The 16,910-nt window shown below is 67.1% G+C and carries 15 protein-coding genes; 9 read left to right on the forward strand and 6 right to left on the reverse strand.

The genetic code is table 11. The annotated features are described in order from the left end of the window. Positions 1-296: 296 nt before the first annotated feature. Positions 297-1,373 (forward strand): Ldh family oxidoreductase, encoded by a 1,077-nt coding sequence (locus tag KZ686_RS03810; protein ID WP_265633044.1) that lies wholly within the window; start codon positions 297-299, stop codon positions 1,371-1,373. Positions 1,374-1,396: 23 nt separating this feature from the next. Here the strand turns inward: KZ686_RS03810 and KZ686_RS03815 are convergent, their stop codons facing one another. Together KZ686_RS03815 and KZ686_RS03820 are read right to left on the reverse strand one after the other, a co-directional pair. Beyond that, positions 1,397-1,816 (reverse strand): GNAT family acetyltransferase, encoded by a 420-nt coding sequence (locus KZ686_RS03815; RefSeq protein ID WP_265633045.1) that lies wholly within the window; start codon positions 1,814-1,816, stop codon positions 1,397-1,399. A 91-nt stretch (positions 1,817-1,907) separates the two neighbouring features. After that, positions 1,908-2,711 carry a thioesterase family protein gene (locus KZ686_RS03820; protein ID WP_265633046.1) on the reverse strand — a complete coding sequence of 268 codons (804 nt, stop codon included), beginning with the start codon at positions 2,709-2,711 and terminating at the stop codon, positions 1,908-1,910. A gap of 158 nt (positions 2,712-2,869) precedes the next feature. On the opposite strand from KZ686_RS03820, the gene KZ686_RS03825 reads away from it, so the two are divergent. The 4 genes from KZ686_RS03825 to KZ686_RS03840 all read left to right on the forward strand — a co-directional run bounded on the left by KZ686_RS03825 (position 2,870) and on the right by KZ686_RS03840 (position 7,412). After that, entirely contained in the window at positions 2,870-3,514 is a 645-nt protein-coding gene (locus KZ686_RS03825; RefSeq protein WP_265633047.1) for a TetR/AcrR family transcriptional regulator, read from the forward strand. After that, the gene (locus KZ686_RS03830) at positions 3,507-5,186 is read left to right on the forward strand and encodes an acyl-CoA dehydrogenase family protein (RefSeq protein ID WP_265633048.1); all 1,680 of its coding nucleotides are present in this window, start codon (positions 3,507-3,509) and stop codon (positions 5,184-5,186) included. Before KZ686_RS03825 ends, KZ686_RS03830 begins: the two co-directional genes overlap by 8 nt. 105 nt (positions 5,187-5,291) lie before the next feature. Then, positions 5,292-6,800, forward strand: a complete 1,509-nt coding sequence (locus KZ686_RS03835) for a class I adenylate-forming enzyme family protein (protein WP_149317374.1) — start codon at positions 5,292-5,294, stop codon at positions 6,798-6,800. A gap of 174 nt (positions 6,801-6,974) precedes the next feature. Next, positions 6,975-7,412 (forward strand): FKBP-type peptidyl-prolyl cis-trans isomerase, encoded by a 438-nt coding sequence (locus KZ686_RS03840; RefSeq protein ID WP_265633049.1) that lies wholly within the window; start codon positions 6,975-6,977, stop codon positions 7,410-7,412. A 50-nt stretch (positions 7,413-7,462) separates the two neighbouring features. On the opposite strand, the gene aac(3)-IVb is transcribed toward KZ686_RS03840, so the two are convergent. After that, positions 7,463-8,260, reverse strand: a complete 798-nt coding sequence (aac(3)-IVb, locus tag KZ686_RS03845; protein WP_265633050.1) for an aminoglycoside N-acetyltransferase AAC(3)-IVb — start codon at positions 8,258-8,260, stop codon at positions 7,463-7,465. Beyond that, positions 8,244-8,564, reverse strand: a complete 321-nt coding sequence (locus KZ686_RS03850; protein WP_149317371.1) for a winged helix-turn-helix transcriptional regulator — start codon at positions 8,562-8,564, stop codon at positions 8,244-8,246. Before KZ686_RS03850 ends, aac(3)-IVb begins: the two co-directional genes overlap by 17 nt. 83 nt (positions 8,565-8,647) lie before the next feature. On the opposite strand from KZ686_RS03850, the gene KZ686_RS03855 reads away from it, so the two are divergent. Continuing rightward, on the forward strand, positions 8,648-9,571 hold the full coding sequence (locus KZ686_RS03855; RefSeq protein WP_265633402.1) for an NAD(P)-dependent oxidoreductase: 924 nt from the start codon (positions 8,648-8,650) through the stop codon (positions 9,569-9,571). 370 nt (positions 9,572-9,941) lie between these two features. Beyond that, on the forward strand, positions 9,942-11,354 hold the full coding sequence (locus KZ686_RS03860) for a saccharopine dehydrogenase NADP-binding domain-containing protein (RefSeq protein ID WP_407648532.1): 1,413 nt from the start codon (positions 9,942-9,944) through the stop codon (positions 11,352-11,354). 52 nt (positions 11,355-11,406) lie between these two features. Here the strand turns inward: KZ686_RS03860 and KZ686_RS03865 are convergent, their stop codons facing one another. After that, positions 11,407-12,168 (reverse strand): SDR family oxidoreductase, encoded by a 762-nt coding sequence (locus KZ686_RS03865; RefSeq protein WP_265633052.1) that lies wholly within the window; start codon positions 12,166-12,168, stop codon positions 11,407-11,409. Between the two features lie 242 nt (positions 12,169-12,410). Between KZ686_RS03865 and KZ686_RS03870 the strand changes: the two genes are divergently transcribed. Together KZ686_RS03870 and KZ686_RS03875 are read left to right on the forward strand one after the other, a co-directional pair. Next, on the forward strand, positions 12,411-13,394 hold the full coding sequence (locus KZ686_RS03870; RefSeq protein WP_226108170.1) for a GlxA family transcriptional regulator: 984 nt from the start codon (positions 12,411-12,413) through the stop codon (positions 13,392-13,394). A 115-nt stretch (positions 13,395-13,509) separates the two neighbouring features. Beyond that, positions 13,510-14,046, forward strand: coding sequence for a dihydrofolate reductase family protein (locus KZ686_RS03875; protein WP_149317367.1), 537 nt, complete (start codon positions 13,510-13,512; stop codon positions 14,044-14,046). 122 nt (positions 14,047-14,168) lie between these two features. On the opposite strand, the gene gyrB is transcribed toward KZ686_RS03875, so the two are convergent. Then, positions 14,169-16,694: a DNA topoisomerase (ATP-hydrolyzing) subunit B gene (gyrB, locus tag KZ686_RS03880; protein WP_149317366.1), complete on the reverse strand. Its 2,526-nt coding sequence runs from the start codon at positions 16,692-16,694 to the stop codon at positions 14,169-14,171. Between the last annotated feature and the right edge of the window lie 216 nt (positions 16,695-16,910).

Raw genomic sequence — 16,910 nt, forward strand, 5'->3', positions numbered from 1 at the left:
GGGTGAAGAGAGCCGTGGGCTCCCGCGCGAGTTCAGCGGTCAATGATGGGGTATCCGGGCGTCGCATGCCAACCGGTCCGTCATTCGGACTCGAGGTTGGCTGTCGTGTCGTGCTGGTCAACAATGGCGTGTATGGCATGTCCCCGATGCATCGGGAGAAGCGCGCTCCGGGCCGCGTCAGCGGCGCGCCATCGCCCGGCGCACGCGGCCAGCGATGGAAGATCGATAGCCTGACAGGCGGCGAATAGACGACCGGTACACGACCGATAGACGACGACCGATACGAGGAAAGCCCGATGACCAACGCATCTCCTGAAGTTCGCGCCCGCTATCACGCGGCCGCGCTGCGCGATATGGCAGTCGCCTTGCTGACGCGCGCCGGCATGCCGATCGATCGCGCCGGCGACGTCGCCGACGTCCTGGTCGAGGGCGACCTGATGGGCCACGACACACATGGCCTGCAACTGCTGCCGGTCTATCTGGCGGAGATCGAGAGCGGCAGCATGCGGGTGGCGGGGGACTACGAGGTGATTTCCGAGCGCCCGGCCGCCGCCACCTGGGACGGCAAGCGCTTGCCAGGGCCGTGGCTGACCCTGCGCGCGCTCGATGTCGCGATCGAGAAGGCGAAGGCGTACGGCACCGGCACCGTGACCATCCGCCGCAGCCACCATATCGCCGCGCTGGCGGCCTATCTGGAGCGCGCGACCTCGCAGGGCCTGATGATGCTGCTGTATTCGTCGGCCCCCGCGGCGATGATGGTCGCGCCGTTCGGCGGCACACGCCCGCTGTTCTCGCCGAGCCCGATGGCGGCCGGCATCCCGACGCCGCGCGGGCCCGCGCTGATCGATGTCTCCACGTCGATCACCACGGTCGGTCTGACCACGCGCCTCTATCGCGAAGGCAAGCGCTTGCCGCACGCCTGGCTGATCGACGAGAACGGCGAGCCCAGCGACGACCCCGCCGTCCTGCAGGCGCCGCACAAGGGCTCGATCCTGCCGCTCGGCGGCCTGGACGTCGGACACAAGGGCTACGCGCTGTCCCTGATGGTCGAGGCGCTGACCGCGGGCCTGGCCGGGCACGGCCGCGACGACCCGGGCCAGCGCTGGGGCAATACGGTCTTTCTGCAGATCCTCGACCCGAAGGCATTCGCCGGGGAGGACGCGTTCGAACACCAGATGGGCTGGATCGCCGATGCCTGCGCGCAGAACCCGCCGCGGCCAGGCGTCGAACAGGTCCGGCTGCCGGGCTGGGCCGCGCTCGACAGAAAGGCCAGGCAGCTGGAGGAAGGCGTTGCGCTGAACCCGAGCATCGTGCCGCAACTGGAGCCGTGGCTGCGGAAGTTCGGCACCAGCATGCCGGAACGGATGGGCTGAGGCCAGCCGTTCGATTGTGCGACTCAGTTGTCCGGGATCAAACGTTTGCCCAGGGTGACGGTGGCATCGGCGGCATAGCCGAGCTCGCGATAGAAGGCGAGCACGGCTTCGTTGCCGGCGCGGACCTGCAGGTTCAGCTTCGGGCAGCCGCGTTCCATCAGCAGCCTCTCCGCCTCGGCCATCAACTGACGGCCATGACCGCGGCCCTGGAAATCGCCATGCACGGCGAGGTAATAGATCCAGCCGCGATGGCCGTCATAGCCGACCATGGCGGTCGCCATCAGCCTGCCGTCGACTTCGCCCACCAGGAACAACTCCGGCTGTTCGGCGAGCTTGCGCGCGATGTCGCGGTGCGGATCGTTCCATGGACGTGTGAGGCCGCAGTGCTTCCACAGGGATACCACTTCGGCTTCGTCGGACTCGCGGTAGGTGCGTATTTGCATGTGCGTTGAGCGGTTGCCCGGAAACGCCCAGTGTAGCGTCCCCTTCGCCCGCTCGCGCGCGGCCCCCAACCATGGCGACCACGGCAACCATCTATCGCTGCTTGATCAGCAGGCTCTGCTGCGCCACGCCGATCGCGCCGGCTTCGTCGTACAGCGTCGAGGTGGTCAGCCCGATGCCGCTCGGCTGCGCGACCGTGACGGAATCCACGCCGACCCATTCCCCTTGCGGTTGCCGGTGCAGCGAGACGGTCAGGTCCGCGTTCGCGAACACGAAGCGATCGAGCGGCAGCGCCCAGCTGATGCCGTTGCCAAAGTCGGCGGCGGCCATCGCGCGGGCGCTGGGCGGCGTGGGCCAGCCGTCGATCAGCGGCACCGCCAAGCGGAACCACGCGGCGGCGGGGCCGGGCTCCGCGACGCTGCCGGCCGCCACGCGGCTTTCCATCGCCGTGTAGTGAAACGAAGTCTGCTCGACCATGCCTGGGATGCGGATCGGCTCGCTGCACCGGTCCGGCAGCGGCAGCGGGCATGCGGCGGCGGCCGGGCTCAGATCGACCGCCCGTTCGCGCATGAATACCGCGACGCCGCGCACGACCGGCTTGTCCTCATGCATCAGGCTCAGGGCCACGCGCCGCACCGAGCCGCCCGGCTGGATTTCGTGCGTGGCCTGCAGCGGCGCGATCGGTACGGGCCGCAGCAATTCCAGCGTCAGCCGCACCATCGACCATCCCGGCTCGTCGGCCATCGCGCGTTCGGCGATCGCAGCCAGCAGGCCGGCCGGCGCGCCGCCGTGCTGCGCATCCGGGCTCCACGGCCCGCGCGCCAGCGCCGTCGGCAGGATGCGGTTGCCGACATAGGCGAACACGCTGTGCGGATCCAGCTCATTCTGCGACGCCACAGGCCACCTCCCGGATCGGTACGGTTTCGACGGCCAACTGGCGTGCCCAGCCGCGGAACCGAATGCGCGTGCATTCGTTCTTTCCGTCGAATTTTTTCCGAGTCTACAACCAGAATCTCAACCTTGCACGAAGAAATGAAAGCATAGATACTTCTTTCATGCCCTACCGTCGAACCCCCAAAGTCGAAGCCCGCCTGGCGGAAACCCGCGAGCGCATCATCAAGGCCGCGCTCAAGCTGGTCGCGCGTGGCGGCTACGCCGCCGCCAACATTCCGGCCATCGCCGCCGAGGTCGATATCTCGGCCGGCCTGATTTACCGCTACTTCGCCACCAAGGTGGATCTGTTCAACGAGGTGTTCAAGCGCGCCGCGCAGACCGAGATCGACGCCTGCGCAGCCGCGTTCGATACCGAAGGCACCGTGCGCGAGCGGCTGGCGCGGGTGGTCGAGACCTTTGCGCGGCGTGCCCTGCGCGGGCGCAAGCTGGCCTGGGCGCTGCTGGCCGAGCCGGTCGATCCGCCGATCGACGTGGCACGGATGCAGTTCCGCGAGCCCTACCGCGCGATCTTCGCCAGGCTGGTCCAGCAGGGCATCGAGGCGGGCGAGATCGCGCCGCAGCATCCGCACCTGGTCGGCACCGCCATCGTCGGCGCCATCGCGGAAACGCTGGTGGGGCCGCTCAGCGCGCCGCATCCGGACGAGGAAGACGCCGACCTGGTGGCGAGCCTCGTCGCCTTCTGCGTGCAATCCCTTGGACCGCAGCCCACTGCTGCCAACCCGTCAAGGAGAAGACGGCATGAGTGACTTCCATCAGGCCGCGCCGAAGCCCGGCAACCGCTTTCGTACCGATCCGACGCTGCGGCTGACGCTGGAGCGGCTGCTTCCGGCGGAGGTGTTCGCCGAGGCCAGCCCCTCGCTGGATCGCCTCGGCGAGCGCGCGGTCACCGAACTGCTGCCGCTGGCCGAGCAGGCCGAACGCAATCCGCCGCAGCACGTGCCCTACGACCCGTGGGGCCGGCGCGTCGACGAGCTGCGCGTCGATCCGGCGTGGCTGCGACTGGTGCAGATCGGCCAGGAGGAAGGGCTGGTCGCCTTGCCCTATGAAACGCCCTACGGCGAGCATTCCCGCGTGGTGCAGGCCGGCCTGGTCAACCTGTACGACCCCGCCTGCGCGGTGGCCGACTGCCCGCTGGTGATGACTGACGGCGCCGCGCGGCTGCTGCTGCAGCACGACCCGCAACTGGCGCGGCGCTATGTGCCGAAGCTGACCGCCCGGCACGAGGCGTGGACCTCGGGCCAATGGATGACCGAGAAGGAGGGTGGCTCGGACGTGGGCCGCAGCTCGACCACGGCGCGGCGGTCGAGTGACGGCAGGTGGTTGCTGAACGGCACCAAGTGGTTCACCTCGGCCACCACCGGGCAGGTGGCGCTGGCGCTGGCGCGGCCCGAGGGCGCGCAGGACGGCAGCCGCGGCCTGTCGCTGTTCCTGGTCGAGCTGCGCCGCCCGGACGGCAGCTGGAACGGCATCGAGGTCCGGCGGCTGAAGGACAAGCTGGGCACGCGCGCGCTGCCCACCGCCGAGCTGGACCTGAAGGACACCGTCGCGGTGCCGGTCGGCGAGATCGGACAGGGCGTCGGCAAGATGGCGGGCCTGCTCAATATCGCGCGACTGTGGGCCTCGTGGGGCGGCCCGGCGGGGGTCGGCCATCTGCTGGATCTGGCGCGCGACTACGCGGGCAAGCGCGAGGTCTTCGGCAAGCCGCTGGCGCAGCAGCCGATGCATCGCGCCTGGCTGGCGCGCATCGCCGCCGAATACGAGGCGATGCTCGCGCTCAATTTCCAGACCGCGGCGCTGATCGGTGCGGCCGAGCACGGGGCCGACGGCACGCTGTCGCGCCTGATGGCGCCTCTGACCAAGCTGGCCTGCGCGCGCCAGGCGGTCTGGGCCGGCAGCGAGCTGCTCGAGAGCTTCGGCGGCGCGGGCTATATCGAGGACACCGGCCTGCCGCGGCTGTTCCGCAATCTGCATGTGCATTGCATCTGGGAGGGCACGACCTCCGTGCTGGCGCACGACGTCCTGCGCGCGCTGCGCGCCTCCGAACATGGCGAGGCCTGGATCGAGGACGTGGTGCGGCGGCTGCGCGGGCTGTCGCTCGATGCGACGCGCGGCCTGCGCCAGCGGATCGAGAATGCGCTGGACACGCTGATTCCGATGATCAACGCGCCGGAGGAAGCGCAAGGCCGGCGCCTGGCATGGGGCATGGCGCGCACGTACCAGGCGGTGCTGCTGGCCGAGGCGGCGGAATGGCGCCTGCGGGTCAAGCGCGATGCGGCTGGCTTGGCCGCGGCCGAACTGTTCTGCGCCGACGGACTGGTGCCGGCGACGGTGTCGGCGATGTTGTCCGCAACCGGTGGCAGCGACATCGCCGCCGCGGCCGATGCGCTGGCGATGGGAACGGCGCGACCGCACGCCTGATGGCATCGGCCTGAATGGAATCACCGGGGAGGAAGCAGCAAGCCAGACGGTAGACGACGGAAGACAAAACGGCCGAACGAAGAACCGCCCCAAGGAGGAGACACCATGTGGACGATCAATGAGGCGCTGGACAGCGTCGCCCGGCAGCGCAAGTCGGATATCGCCATCGTCGATGGCGCGCAGCGTATCCGCTACGACGAACTGCGACGGCGCGTCAAGCACACCGCCGCGTGGCTGCAGGCGCAAGGTATCGGCAAGGGCGACAAGGTCGCGCTGCACGGCCGCAATTCGGCCGCATGGGTGATCGCCTACTACGCGATCCTCGATATCGGTGCCGTGGCCGTACCGGTCAACCACAAGCTCGCCGCGCCCGAAACTGCCTATATCCTCGAACACAGCGAAAGCCGGCTGTGGCTGGTCGATGCCGACCTGCATCGGCAGCTGGACGGCGCGCCGCCGGCGTTTGCGCTGTCGCCCGCCGGCAATGAGGCGGGGCTGCCCCTGATGGCTCCGGAGGGCGGGGCGCACCCCTATCGGCCAGTCGGAGTCGAAGCCGACGATCTCGCCGAACTGCTGTACACCTCGGGCACCACCGGCAGGCCGAAGGGCTGCATGCACTCGCACGCCAACGTGATTCTCGCCGGCACGGGATCGAGCCTCGTCTATGGGCTGGGTCCTTCCGATCGCGTACTGCTGGCGATGCCGATCTGGCACAGCTTTCCGCTGAACAACCTGCTGGTCGGCAGCCTCTTCGTCGGCGCCACCGTGGTGCTGCTGCCCGAATATCATCCCGTGCGGTTTCTCGAGACGGTGCAGCAGGAGCGATGCACGCTGTTCTTCGGCGCGCCGATCGCGTACCTGATGGCGATGAAGATGGCACCGGATTTCGCCAGCTACGATCTGTCCAGCGTGCGCGCCTGGCTGTACGGCGGCGGCCCGATCGATGCCGGCACCGCCCGCGTGCTCGCCGAACGCTACCGCTCCGAGCGCTTCTATCAGGTCTTCGGCATGACCGAAACCGGCCCCACCGGTACCGCGCTGTTGCCGGAGGAGCAGGTCGTCAAGGCGGGCTCGATCGGACGCCACGCGGTCAGCGGCTGCACCATCAAGGTCATGCGCGACGAGCAGCACGAGGCCGGGCCCGGCGAGGTCGGCGAAATCTGGATGCGCTGCCAGTCGATGATGCAGGGCTACTACCGCGATCCCGCCGCGACCGCGGCGGCGTTTCACGATGGCTGGTATCGCACCGGCGACCTGGTGCGGATCGACGAGGACGGCTATCTGTTCATCGTCGACCGCGTCAAGGACATGATCGTCACCGGTGGCGAGAACGTCTATTCGAAGGAGGTCGAAGACGTGCTGGCGGGCCATCCGGCGATTTCCGAGGTGGCGGTGGTCGGCATGCCGCATCCCGAGTGGGGCGAGAGCGTGGCGGCCGTGGTGGTGGCCAAGGCCGATGCCAGCGTCGACGTCGAAGATATCCAGGCATACTGCGCCGAACGGCTGGCGAAGTACAAGGTGCCGCGGCAGGTGCGCGTCGTCGAGGCGATGCCGCGCACGCCGACTGGCAAGGTGATGAAGTACCAGTTGCGTGAGCGCTTGCGCACGGGTTGAACGGGCGAGTTTGAGGGGGGAGCGGGTGAAGTCGGGCGGTCTGCCGGTGCCTGCGGCAGTGCTTGCCGTGGTTCGTGCAGCGAGGCGCTGCATGGCGCCGCATGGCACCGCGGACCGTCCCGGGCTTCAATCGGTTTATCCTTGTGCCTTCCCCTGACTCAACGGATTACCGCAATGACCCGACTCCCCAGCCTTGCTTCCTTCGCTTCGTTTGCTTCCCTCGCTTCGCTGCTTTCCTTCGGCGCGCTGGCCGTCGCTGCCCATGCCGCCGAACCGGCCCAGACTCTGCCTTCCGGTGTCTCGATCCAGCACCTGACCAAAGGCAACGGCGCCTCGCCGAAGGCCACCGATACCGTCAAGGTGCATTACCGCGGCACGTTGACCGACGGCACCGAATTCGACAGCTCGTACAAGCGCGGGCAGCCGATCTCGTTCCCGCTCAATCGCGTGATCCCGTGCTGGACCGAGGGCGTGCAGAAGATGCGGGTCGGCGGCAAGGCCAGGCTGGTGTGCCCGGGCAGCACCGCCTATGGCTCGCGCGGCGTGCCGGGGACGATCCCGCCGAATGCGACGCTGAATTTCGAGGTGGAGCTGCTCGGCATTGGCGGTTGAACGCGCCATTCCGGCAACATCTCCCGCTACGTCATTCGCTACGTCGGTCGCTACTTGGTGCTGACCGACCGCCGCGCGGCATCGCACTCCTCGCAGCCACCCTGAGGCGGATGCAGGAAGACGAGCGGATCGCGAGCCAACTGCTGCCGCACGACATCGACGATGTCCCGCGCCCGCATCAAGCGGGCGCCGGCATTGCCAACTGGGCCTTCACGCTGAAGGCCCTTTTCCTTGAGCCATCCGTCCACCAGATCGAAGCGCTGGCAGCAGTGGTCGTTTTCGAGATAGTCGATGCGAGCCGGCTTGCCGTCCCGCAGCACCGTGCAGTGATGCGGCACGCCGTAAGGCACGCCGGCCATCAGTTCGGCCAGATGGATCGTGGTGTTGGCGTCATGGCCCACGCCAAGCAGCAGCACCTGTCCATCGAGCTCGTGCACGCGGCCGACCGGGCTGGCCGGAATATGGGGCGGCAACGGCAAGGGATCCGCGGTGATTCGATGCGCCTGCGGTCCCGCCGCCGCGAAGGCAAACGGGTGGTGGCTGCGAACCACGTCGGGCAGTCGCCAGAAGGCATCGGCGACCGCGCCAAGGTCCGCCGCTGCCGGCGTGGCGGCCGGGTCGAAGGGCGCGTCATCGTCATCGCCCCACGACGGCATCACCAGCGTGCCGGCAGGGCCGGCCGCTTCCCGCAGCGCCTCGATCAATCCTTGTGGGCCCCCTTGCACGGGCCTGATCGAGCGGAACGACGCGTGGACCAGCAGCACGGCGCCGGGTGGCACGCCGAGCGCGCGCAACTGGGTCACCAACTCGGCCTGTTGCCACGCGCGCGGATCATCGGGATGCCGCATATTTTTGTCCCCATTCGGCGACCGGCCCCAACGCCCGATTCAATGCCCGGCCGGCCGGCGTCAGAGAGTATTCCACACGCGGCGGTACCTCGTGAAACACCTCGCGGCGCACGATGCCGTCCGCCTCCATCTCGCGCAATTGCTGGATCAGCATCTTCTCGGTGATGCCATCGAGCAGTCGGCGAAGCTCTCCGGTCCGCAAGGGCTTGGCATGCAGCTCGTACAGAATCAGCGCCTTCCATTTGCCGCCGATCACTTCGAAAGCAGGGCCGATGCCGCAGTTGTAAGGCTGGCTGCGTTTCATTCGATTCAACTCCAATACTTACCAATTGGATAGTACCTGTCATTTTAGTGCGTACTTGACCATCAAAACCGTACATTCGCATACTGCGCCAACGCTTACACGAATGGAGTGCGCAGATGAAAACGGTAGCCGTGATCGGCCTCGGCCAGATGGGAACGAAACTCGCCAGCCTGCTGTTGCAGGCGGGCATGGAAGTGCATGTGTGGAACCGCACGCCGGACAAGGCCGCATCGTTGGCGAGCCATGGCGCCATCGTCGCGGATACGGCCGCACAGGCGGCGGCTGCAGCCGAAGCCGTCGTCATCTGCGTGCACGACTACGCGGCCACGCACGCCATCCTGTCGGCAGCCGGGGTCAAGGCGGCGCTGAAGGGCAAGCTGGTGTTGCAGCTGACCACCGGAAGCCCGCAGGACGCGAAGGAGTTGGCGGCCGTGGCGCGCGAGGTGGGTGCCGGCTATCTGGACGGCGCCATCCAGGTCGCGCCCGAGCAGATGGGCCAGCCCGATACGACCATCCTCGTTTCCGGAAGCCGTGCGGCACATGCCGATGCGCGCGATCTGCTGGCGGCGCTCGGCGGCAATATCGTCTACCTCGGCGAAGACGCTGCCGCCGCGGCCACCATGGATCTGGCGACGCTGTCGTACGTCTATGGTGCGTCGATGGGCTTCTTCCAGGGCGCCGCGCTGGCGCAGGCCGAGGGGCTCGACGTCGGTGTCTATGGTGGCATCGTCGAAGCGATGTCTCCCTCGTTCGGCGCATTCCTGCGTCATGAGGGCAATGTCATCGAGAAGGGCGATTTCGCGATCTCGCAGAGTCCCTTGTCGATCTCGGTCGATGCCACCCGGCGCATCGAAGAGGCGATGCGTCGTCAGGGCCTACGGAGCGAATTGCCCGCGCTGATTGCGCAGCTGCTGCGCGACGCGGAAGAAGCGGGACATGCGAACGAAGAGTTCGCGGCCGTGACGAAGATCTTGAGGGGCGCGGCGGCACCGACGTCCGTCTGTTGAGCCGCTCACGTCGAGCTGTCTCCATTCTTTGTGGCAAGGCTGCGGGCGTGGCGCGCCGCCTCGTGTGCATGGCGCGCCAGCCCGGGCTATTCCGGCTTGGAGACTGATCTTGCCGGACCTGAAGCGGGGCAACAATGATGCGTCCGGCATATTAGGCATCACCCGGCGGAATGGCGGCCGGCAGCTGAGTTGCCGGCGCGCACTGCGAAATCGATGCCCGTTGGCAGTGGCCGCACGCGGCGATACCATTGCCTTCGCCAGTCTGGATATAAGGAATCGAATCGATCGGTATCCCCGATTCGGTCCGCTGCGGCGCGGTCTTGGCGCGCGAGATGACCGGCATCGCCGTTGTCGAGCGGAAGAGTTCAACGTGATCGAGCAAATCGTCATCGTCGGCTTTGGCTGTATCGGGCAGGCCGTGCTGCCGCTGCTGCAGCGAACCTGGCCACGGGCGGCCATCACCGTGGTGGATCGCTCGCTCGACGATCGCCGTCGGCAGGTCGTGGCGGCGCACGATCTGCGCGCGGTGGAGGCCGGCATTACCGCGGACAATTTCGCGCCCGTCCTTGGCCCGCTGCTGCGCCCGGGGACCTTTCTGGTGAGTTTGGCGCCTTCCGTCTGCAGCCGCGACCTGATCGCACTGGCGCAGCACCGCGGTGCCTTCTACATCGACGCCGGCATCGAGCCTTGGGACTATGCCGGCGACGCCCCCGCCTCGCAGCTGAGCAACTACGCGTTGCGCGAACGGATGCTGGCATTCGCCCGCGGCCGCGAGACGCTGCCGACTGCGCTGGTGGCGCATGGCGCCAACCCGGGCATGGTGTCGGTGCTGGTCAAGGCGGCCTTGATGGAGCTGGCGGGCCATGCCGGGCTGGAGGCGGTCGAACCGCGGCATCGCGCCGGCTGGGCCGCGCTCGCACGCCGTCTCGATCTACGGGTCATCCAGATCAGCGAATACGATAGCCAGCAAGCGCCGGGCTTCCCGCGCGATGGCGAATTCGCCAACACCTGGTCCGCGGAGGGCTTCATCACCGAATGCCTGCAGGACGCGGAACTCGGATGGGGAACGCATGAGCCCGCGCTGCCCCCCGGCGGCTACCGCCACAGTGACGGCTGCGGTGCGGCGATCGCGATCAATCGGCCGGGACATCGCACACGCGTTCGCTCATGGTCGCCGGCGCACGGACCGTTCGACGCCTACCTGATCACGCACAACGAATCGATCTCGATCGCGGCCTACCTTACCGACGATGGTGCCCAGGGCGCCGGTGCGGCCGATGCAGCCGATGCAGCCGATGCAGCCGATGCAGCCGATGCAGCCGGCCGGCCCCCGTATCGTCCCACCGTCTACTACGCCTACCGCCCCACCGCCGCCACGCTCGCCTCGATGCAGTGGCTCGACGACCGGGCCGCCACGCGCGTACGCGGCGCACGCATCCTGCGCGACGAAATTGTCAGCGGCGAGGACGAACTCGGCGTGCTGCTGCTCAGCGGCCGATACGGCGGCATCTGGTACGGCTCGCACCTCGGCATCGAGCGAGCGCGCGCGCTGGCGCCATACAACTCGGCGACCAGCCTGCAGGTCGCCTCCAGCCTGGTGGCCGGGATGCGCTGGGTGCTGGCGAATCCGCGGCGCGGCGTGGTGGAGTCCGAAGCGGTGGACTTCCTCTCCGTACTCGCCGACGCAGCGCCCTGGTGGGCGCCACTGGGCGGGCATGTCACGGACTGGCAGCCGAAGCCGGGGGCGAGGTCCCTGGTGATCGCGGACTTCCTGCTGGACTAGCGACGGCGGCCCGGCTGCGGATCGTCAGCTCGCCGCTCGCCGCCGGACCGTCTCAGCCCACCGGGATCGGCGTGGCCGCGATGCTCTCGTTGAAGCCATTGACGAACGCATGCTCTGCGGCGCCGGGGTTGTCGCGCAACGGACGTGCCGCTTCGACCAGCACTTCTTCCGCATCGGTCGCCAGGGCCGCCATGGTTTGCTCGATGAAGGCATCGAGCGGCATCGCGCGCGGGTCGTCGCTCTTCTGGATCAGGTCCGTGTTGACCCAGGGCGGCGCGATTTCCTGCACGCGCACCGAGGTGTGGCGCAACATGAAGCGCTGGGACAGCGCGTAGGAATGCAGCGCGGCCTTGGTCGCCGAGTACACCGCGGTGTTGGCAAGCGGCACGTAGGCCAGCACCGACGTGTTGTGGATCACCACCGAGCGCGGCTGGCGCTTCAGGTGTTCGATCAGCGCCGAGGTCATGCGGATCGGGCCAAGCAGGTTGGTGGTGACGGTGGCCTGCATGGTCGCCTCGTCGATCGCGGCGTCGGCCTGATCGAAGGGCATGATGCCGGCGTTGTTGATCAGCACGTTGAGCCCGGGATGGCGGGCAGTCAGCTCGCTTGCCGCGCGCGCGATGCTTGCGGGGTCGGCGATATCCAGCTCCACCGCGTCGATGCCCGGGTTGGCCTTGGTCACTTCGTCCAGCAGATGCTTGCGGCGGCCGCCGATGATGACCTGGTTGCCGAGCTTGTGGAACGCTTCCGCCAGGGCGCGGCCGATGCCGGAGGTGCCGCCGGTGATGAAGATGGTGTTGTCGGTGAGTTGCATGTCGATGTCCTGTATCGCTGTATCGGTCAAAGGGGATTCGGCAGCTCGCACTGGAGCCCATTGGCCCTGCCGTGCCGTCGGTGCCCGATGCGTTGCCGTCCGAGCTCATTCTGGTGGAAACCGGCGATGGCTCAAATGACCAAAAAACCGCAATAAGGGACACGGAGAAAGGCCGGCCGATTGGCGGCCCTGCCGCTACAATGGCCGGCATCCAATCGGCGGAACCCTCCAAAGGGGACATCATGAGCGCGCGCATTGCCCTGGTCGTCTATCCCGGCTTTCAGATCCTCGACATGGCGGCACTGACCGTCTTCGAGCTGGCGAACGAGCTGTCGTCGCAACCGCGCTACGAGATTGCGGTGGTGTCCGCCGACGGCGGCATGGTGGCCGGATCGTCGCGCGTCAAGATCGAGACGCAGGCAATCGGCCGGCGGCACTACGACACCTTGCTGGTCGCCGGCACCACGACGCAGGCCCCCACCGAGCCCGCGCTGATCGCCCAGTTGCGACGAGCGGCGCCACGCGCCAGGCGCATCGCCAGCATCTGCACCGGTGCCTTCATCGTGGCGGAGGCGGGACTGCTGGACGGACGCCGGGCCACGACGCACTGGGCGCTGGCGCGCGAACTGCAGCAGCGTTTTCCCGCGGTGCAGGTCGATGAGGACAAGATCTTCGTCAACGACGGGCCGGTGTGGACGTCGGCGGGCATGACGGCCTGCATCGATCTCGCGCTGGCCCTGGTGATGGCGGACCTCGGCGATGCGCTGGCCAAATCCATCTCGCGGATGATGGTGGTGCATTACCGCCGTACGGGCGGGCAATCGCAGTTCTCCACGCTGGCTGCGCTCGAGCCCAAGTCCGATCGCATCCGGCTCGCGCTCGACTTCACGCGCGAACATCTGCACGAGCCGTTATCGGTCGAACAGCTTGCCGAGCACGTGCATTGGAGCAAGCGGCATTTCAGCCGGGCGTTCCAGGCGCAGACGGGCATGTCGCCGGCAAAGGCGATCGAGAAGCTCCGGCTCGAGGCGGCCCATGCGCTGATCGAGGCAGGAGAGACCTCGATCGGCAGAGTCGCGTCGCAAACGGGATTCGGCGACGAGGAACGGATGCGGCGGGCCTTCCTGCGCTCGCTCGGCAGGCCGCCGCAGGCGCTGGTACGGGAAGCGCGGGCGCGCCGCGGCGGCGACGGCTTTGCGGGCGCAGGGGCATTGCGCGCGGCATAGTGCGCGGCATAGTGCGCGGCCTGGCAGCCGACCGACCTGCAACAGTGCCGTGGCGAGTCTTGTGCCACGGGCATACGCGGACAACAATACGGTCCGCACACAAGGAGGCAAACCAGTGACCACCGCACACGTCTTCATCGCCACCAGCCTCGATGGCTTCATCGCCCGCCCCGACGGCGATATCGGCTGGCTGCTGCAGCGCGACGATCCCGACGAGGACCATGGCTACACGGAATTCATCGCGGACAAGGACCTGATCGTGATGGGACGCGGCAGCTATGAGAAGGTGCTGAGCTTCGATCCATGGCCTTACGACCGGCCCGTGCTCGTGCTGTCCAGGCAATTGGCGGATACGCCGGTGCCCGAGGCGCTGAAGGGCAAGGTCCGCTTCGCCAACTGGACGCCCACGGAAGCGATGGAGGCACTGGCGCGCGAGAACGTACGTCGCGTCTATGTCGATGGGGGGCAGCTGGTGCAGTCATTCCTGCGCGACGGCCTGATCGCGGACATGGTGATCACCACGGTGCCGGTGCTGATCGGCTCCGGCAGGCCGTTGTTCGGCGCACTGCCGCACGACATCGACCTTGCGCTGGTATCGAGCCGCAGCTTTCCTTCGGGGCTGGTGCAGTCGACTTATCGGGTGATGCCTTGAATGTCCTGAATGCCCCGAGTCTTCTGAATCTTCTGAGCCGGCCATAAAAAAACGCCCGGCCGTTGAACGGTCGGGCGTCTTGCCTCGGCTTGAACAGGCCGCCGTGCTACGGCGCTGCGCGATCACACATCGATATTGCGTGCCACCAGCGCATTCGATTCGATGAAGTTGCGGCGCGGCTCGACCTCGTCGCCCATCAGCGTCGTGAAGATCTGGTCGGCCGCGATCGCGTCCTCGATCTGCACCTTCAGCAGGCGGCGCTGCGTGACGTCCAGCGTCGTTTCAAACAGCTGCTCGGGGTTCATCTCGCCCAGGCCCTTGTAGCGCTGGCGGGACACGCCGCGCTCGGCTTCCGACAGCAGCCACTGCATCGCGCCGTGGAAGTCGTTGACGGTCTGCTCGCGCATCTTCTCGCCTTCGCCGCGGCGAACCTTGGTGCCGACCGGAATCAGGCCCTGGAAGGTCTTGGCGGCGAGCGCCAGCGCGGCGTAGTCGGCGCCATGGACGAAGTCGGAATCGATGTGCGACAGGCGCACGTTGCCGTGATGGCGGCGGGCCACCATCAGGCGGTGCTTCTCGTTCTTCTCGTCGAACTGCGCGTAGACGTCGGCGGTGCCGTCGTCATTGACCGCGGCGCCGTTCAGGCGCTTGGCGTGCATTTCCGACAGCTTGGCCTTCAGTGCGCGGGCCGAGGCCTCGGCGGCTTCGGCGGAGTCCAGGTTCAGTTCGACGCCGTCGGCGATCGCGCGCAGCGCGTCGCTGTCGACCACGCGCGACAGGCGGCCGATCACCGCTTCGGCGAGCTGGTACTGGCGCGCCAGTTCGGTCAGCGCTTCGCCGGTGATCTCGCTGCCGTCCGGGCGCAGCAGGCTGGCCTTTTCCATCGCCAGGCGCAGCATGTACGCGTTCAGCTCGTTGTCGTCCTTGATATAGCGCTCGTCCTTGCCGTGCTTGACCTTGTACAGCGGCGGCTGCGCGATATAGACATAGCCGCGCTCGATGATGTCGGGCATCTGCCGGTAGAAGAAGGTCAGCAGCAGCGTGCGGATGTGCGAGCCGTCGACGTCCGCATCGGTCATGATGATGATGCGGTGATAACGCAGCTTGTCGAGGTTGTAGTCGTCCTTGCCGATGCCGGTGCCCAGCGCGGTGATCAGCGTCAGCACTTCCTGGCTCGACAGCATCTTGTCGAAGCGCGCGCGCTCGACGTTCAGGATCTTGCCCTTGAGCGGCAGGATCGCCTGGAACTTGCGGTCGCGGCCCTGCTTGGCGGAGCCGCCTGCGGAGTCGCCCTCGACCAGGAACAGTTCGGACAGCGCCGGATCGCGTTCCTGGCAGTCGGCGAGCTTGCCGGGCAGGCCCATGCCGTCGAACGCGCCCTTGCGGCGGGTCATTTCGCGGGCCTTGCGCGCGGCTTCGCGCGCGCGCGCGGCGTCGACGATCTTGCCGCAGATGATCTTGGCGTCGTTCGGCGTTTCCAGCAGGAAGTCGCCCAGCGCCTTCGATACCAGTTCCTCGACCGGCAGCCGCACTTCGGACGACACCAGCTTGTCCTTGGTCTGCGAACTGAACTTGGGCTCGGGCACCTTGACCGACAGCACGCACGACAGGCCTTCACGCATGTCGTCGCCGGTGGTCTCGACCTTGGCCTTCTTGGCGATCTCGTTTTCTTCGATGTACTTGTTGATGACGCGCGTCATCGCCGCGCGCAGGCCGGTCAGGTGGGTACCGCCATCGCGCTGCGGAATATTGTTGGTGAAGCAGAGCACCTGCTCGTTGAAGCCGTCATTCCACTGCATCGCCACTTCGACGGTAATGCCTTCCTTCTCGGCATTCGCGTAGAAGATATTCGGATGCAGCACCGACTTGGCGCGATTGATGTATTCGACGAAACCCTTCACGCCGCCGGAGAAGGCGAAATCCTCTTCCTTGCCGGTGCGCTGGTCGGTCAGGCGAATATGCACGCCGTTATTCAGGAACGACAGTTCGCGGATGCGCTTGGACAGGATCTCGTAGTGGAACTCGACGTTGGTGAAGATTTCCTGGTCGGCGAGGAAGTGGACCTCGGTGCCGCGCTTGTCGGTCGGGCCGAGCACCTTCATCGGCGAGACTTCGACCGGCTGTCCGTCCGGGCCGTTGACCGTTTCGACGATGCGGTTCTGCACCGCGCCCTGGGCAAATTCGATGAAATGCGCCTGGCCGTCGCGGCGCACCGTCAGGCGCAGCCATTTCGACAGCGCGTTGACGCAGGACACGCCGACGCCGTGCAGGCCGCCCGAGACCTTGTAGCTGTTCTGGTTGAACTTGCCGCCCGCATGCAGCTCGGTCATCGCGATTTCCGCGGCGCTGCGCTTGGGCTCGTGCTTGTCGTCGAACTTGATGCCGGACGGAATGCCGCGGCCGTTGTCGATGATCGAGATCGAGTTGTCGGTGTGGATCGTGACCTGGATTTCCGTGCAGTAGCCGGCCAGCGCTTCGTCGATGGAGTTGTCCAGCACCTCGAACACTAGGTGATGCAGGCCGGTGCCGTCCGAGGTGTCGCCGATATACATGCCCGGCCGCTTGCGTACCGCCTCCAGGCCTTCCAGGATCTGGATCGAGGAGGCGCCGTAGCTGTTTTCCTGTTGCGGGTTCTGCTGTTGGGTCATGTTTTCCTACTCACGGCAAATGCGGGGAGCGCGGCGCGCCGGGTTACGACGCGGCCATCGGCCCTCCGCATGGCGGTTACATAAAAACGGCAAAGGGGCGGATCGCCATGATCCTGCCCCTGCTACTGCGGGTCGGTCGCACGGGCTGTTTGCCCCCTGCGAGAGCCGTAGCCTGCCGTTCGATGCTCCGGATTCTGCGTATCTTGCGATCCTTTA

The organism is Cupriavidus cauae (assembly GCF_026210475.1).
GTDB lineage: Bacteria > Pseudomonadota > Gammaproteobacteria > Burkholderiales > Burkholderiaceae > Cupriavidus > Cupriavidus cauae.

Bases quoted from the DNA above. Each gene is read 5' to 3' on its own strand.
- KZ686_RS03810 (WP_265633044.1), top strand. From the start codon at position 297: ATGACCAACGCATCTCCTGAAGTTCGCGCCCGCTATCACGCGGCCGCG.
- KZ686_RS03815 (WP_265633045.1), bottom strand. From the start codon at position 1,816: ATGCAAATACGCACCTACCGCGAGTCCGACGAAGCCGAAGTGGTATCC.
- KZ686_RS03825 (WP_265633047.1), top strand. From the start codon at position 2,870: ATGCCCTACCGTCGAACCCCCAAAGTCGAAGCCCGCCTGGCGGAAACC.
- KZ686_RS03830 (WP_265633048.1), top strand. From the start codon at position 3,507: ATGAGTGACTTCCATCAGGCCGCGCCGAAGCCCGGCAACCGCTTTCGT.
- KZ686_RS03835 (WP_149317374.1), top strand. From the start codon at position 5,292: ATGTGGACGATCAATGAGGCGCTGGACAGCGTCGCCCGGCAGCGCAAG.
- KZ686_RS03840 (WP_265633049.1), top strand. From the start codon at position 6,975: ATGACCCGACTCCCCAGCCTTGCTTCCTTCGCTTCGTTTGCTTCCCTC.
- KZ686_RS03850 (WP_149317371.1), bottom strand. From the start codon at position 8,564: ATGAAACGCAGCCAGCCTTACAACTGCGGCATCGGCCCTGCTTTCGAA.
- KZ686_RS03865 (WP_265633052.1), bottom strand. From the start codon at position 12,168: ATGCAACTCACCGACAACACCATCTTCATCACCGGCGGCACCTCCGGC.
- KZ686_RS03870 (WP_226108170.1), top strand. From the start codon at position 12,411: ATGAGCGCGCGCATTGCCCTGGTCGTCTATCCCGGCTTTCAGATCCTC.
- gyrB (WP_149317366.1), bottom strand. From the start codon at position 16,694: ATGACCCAACAGCAGAACCCGCAACAGGAAAACAGCTACGGCGCCTCC.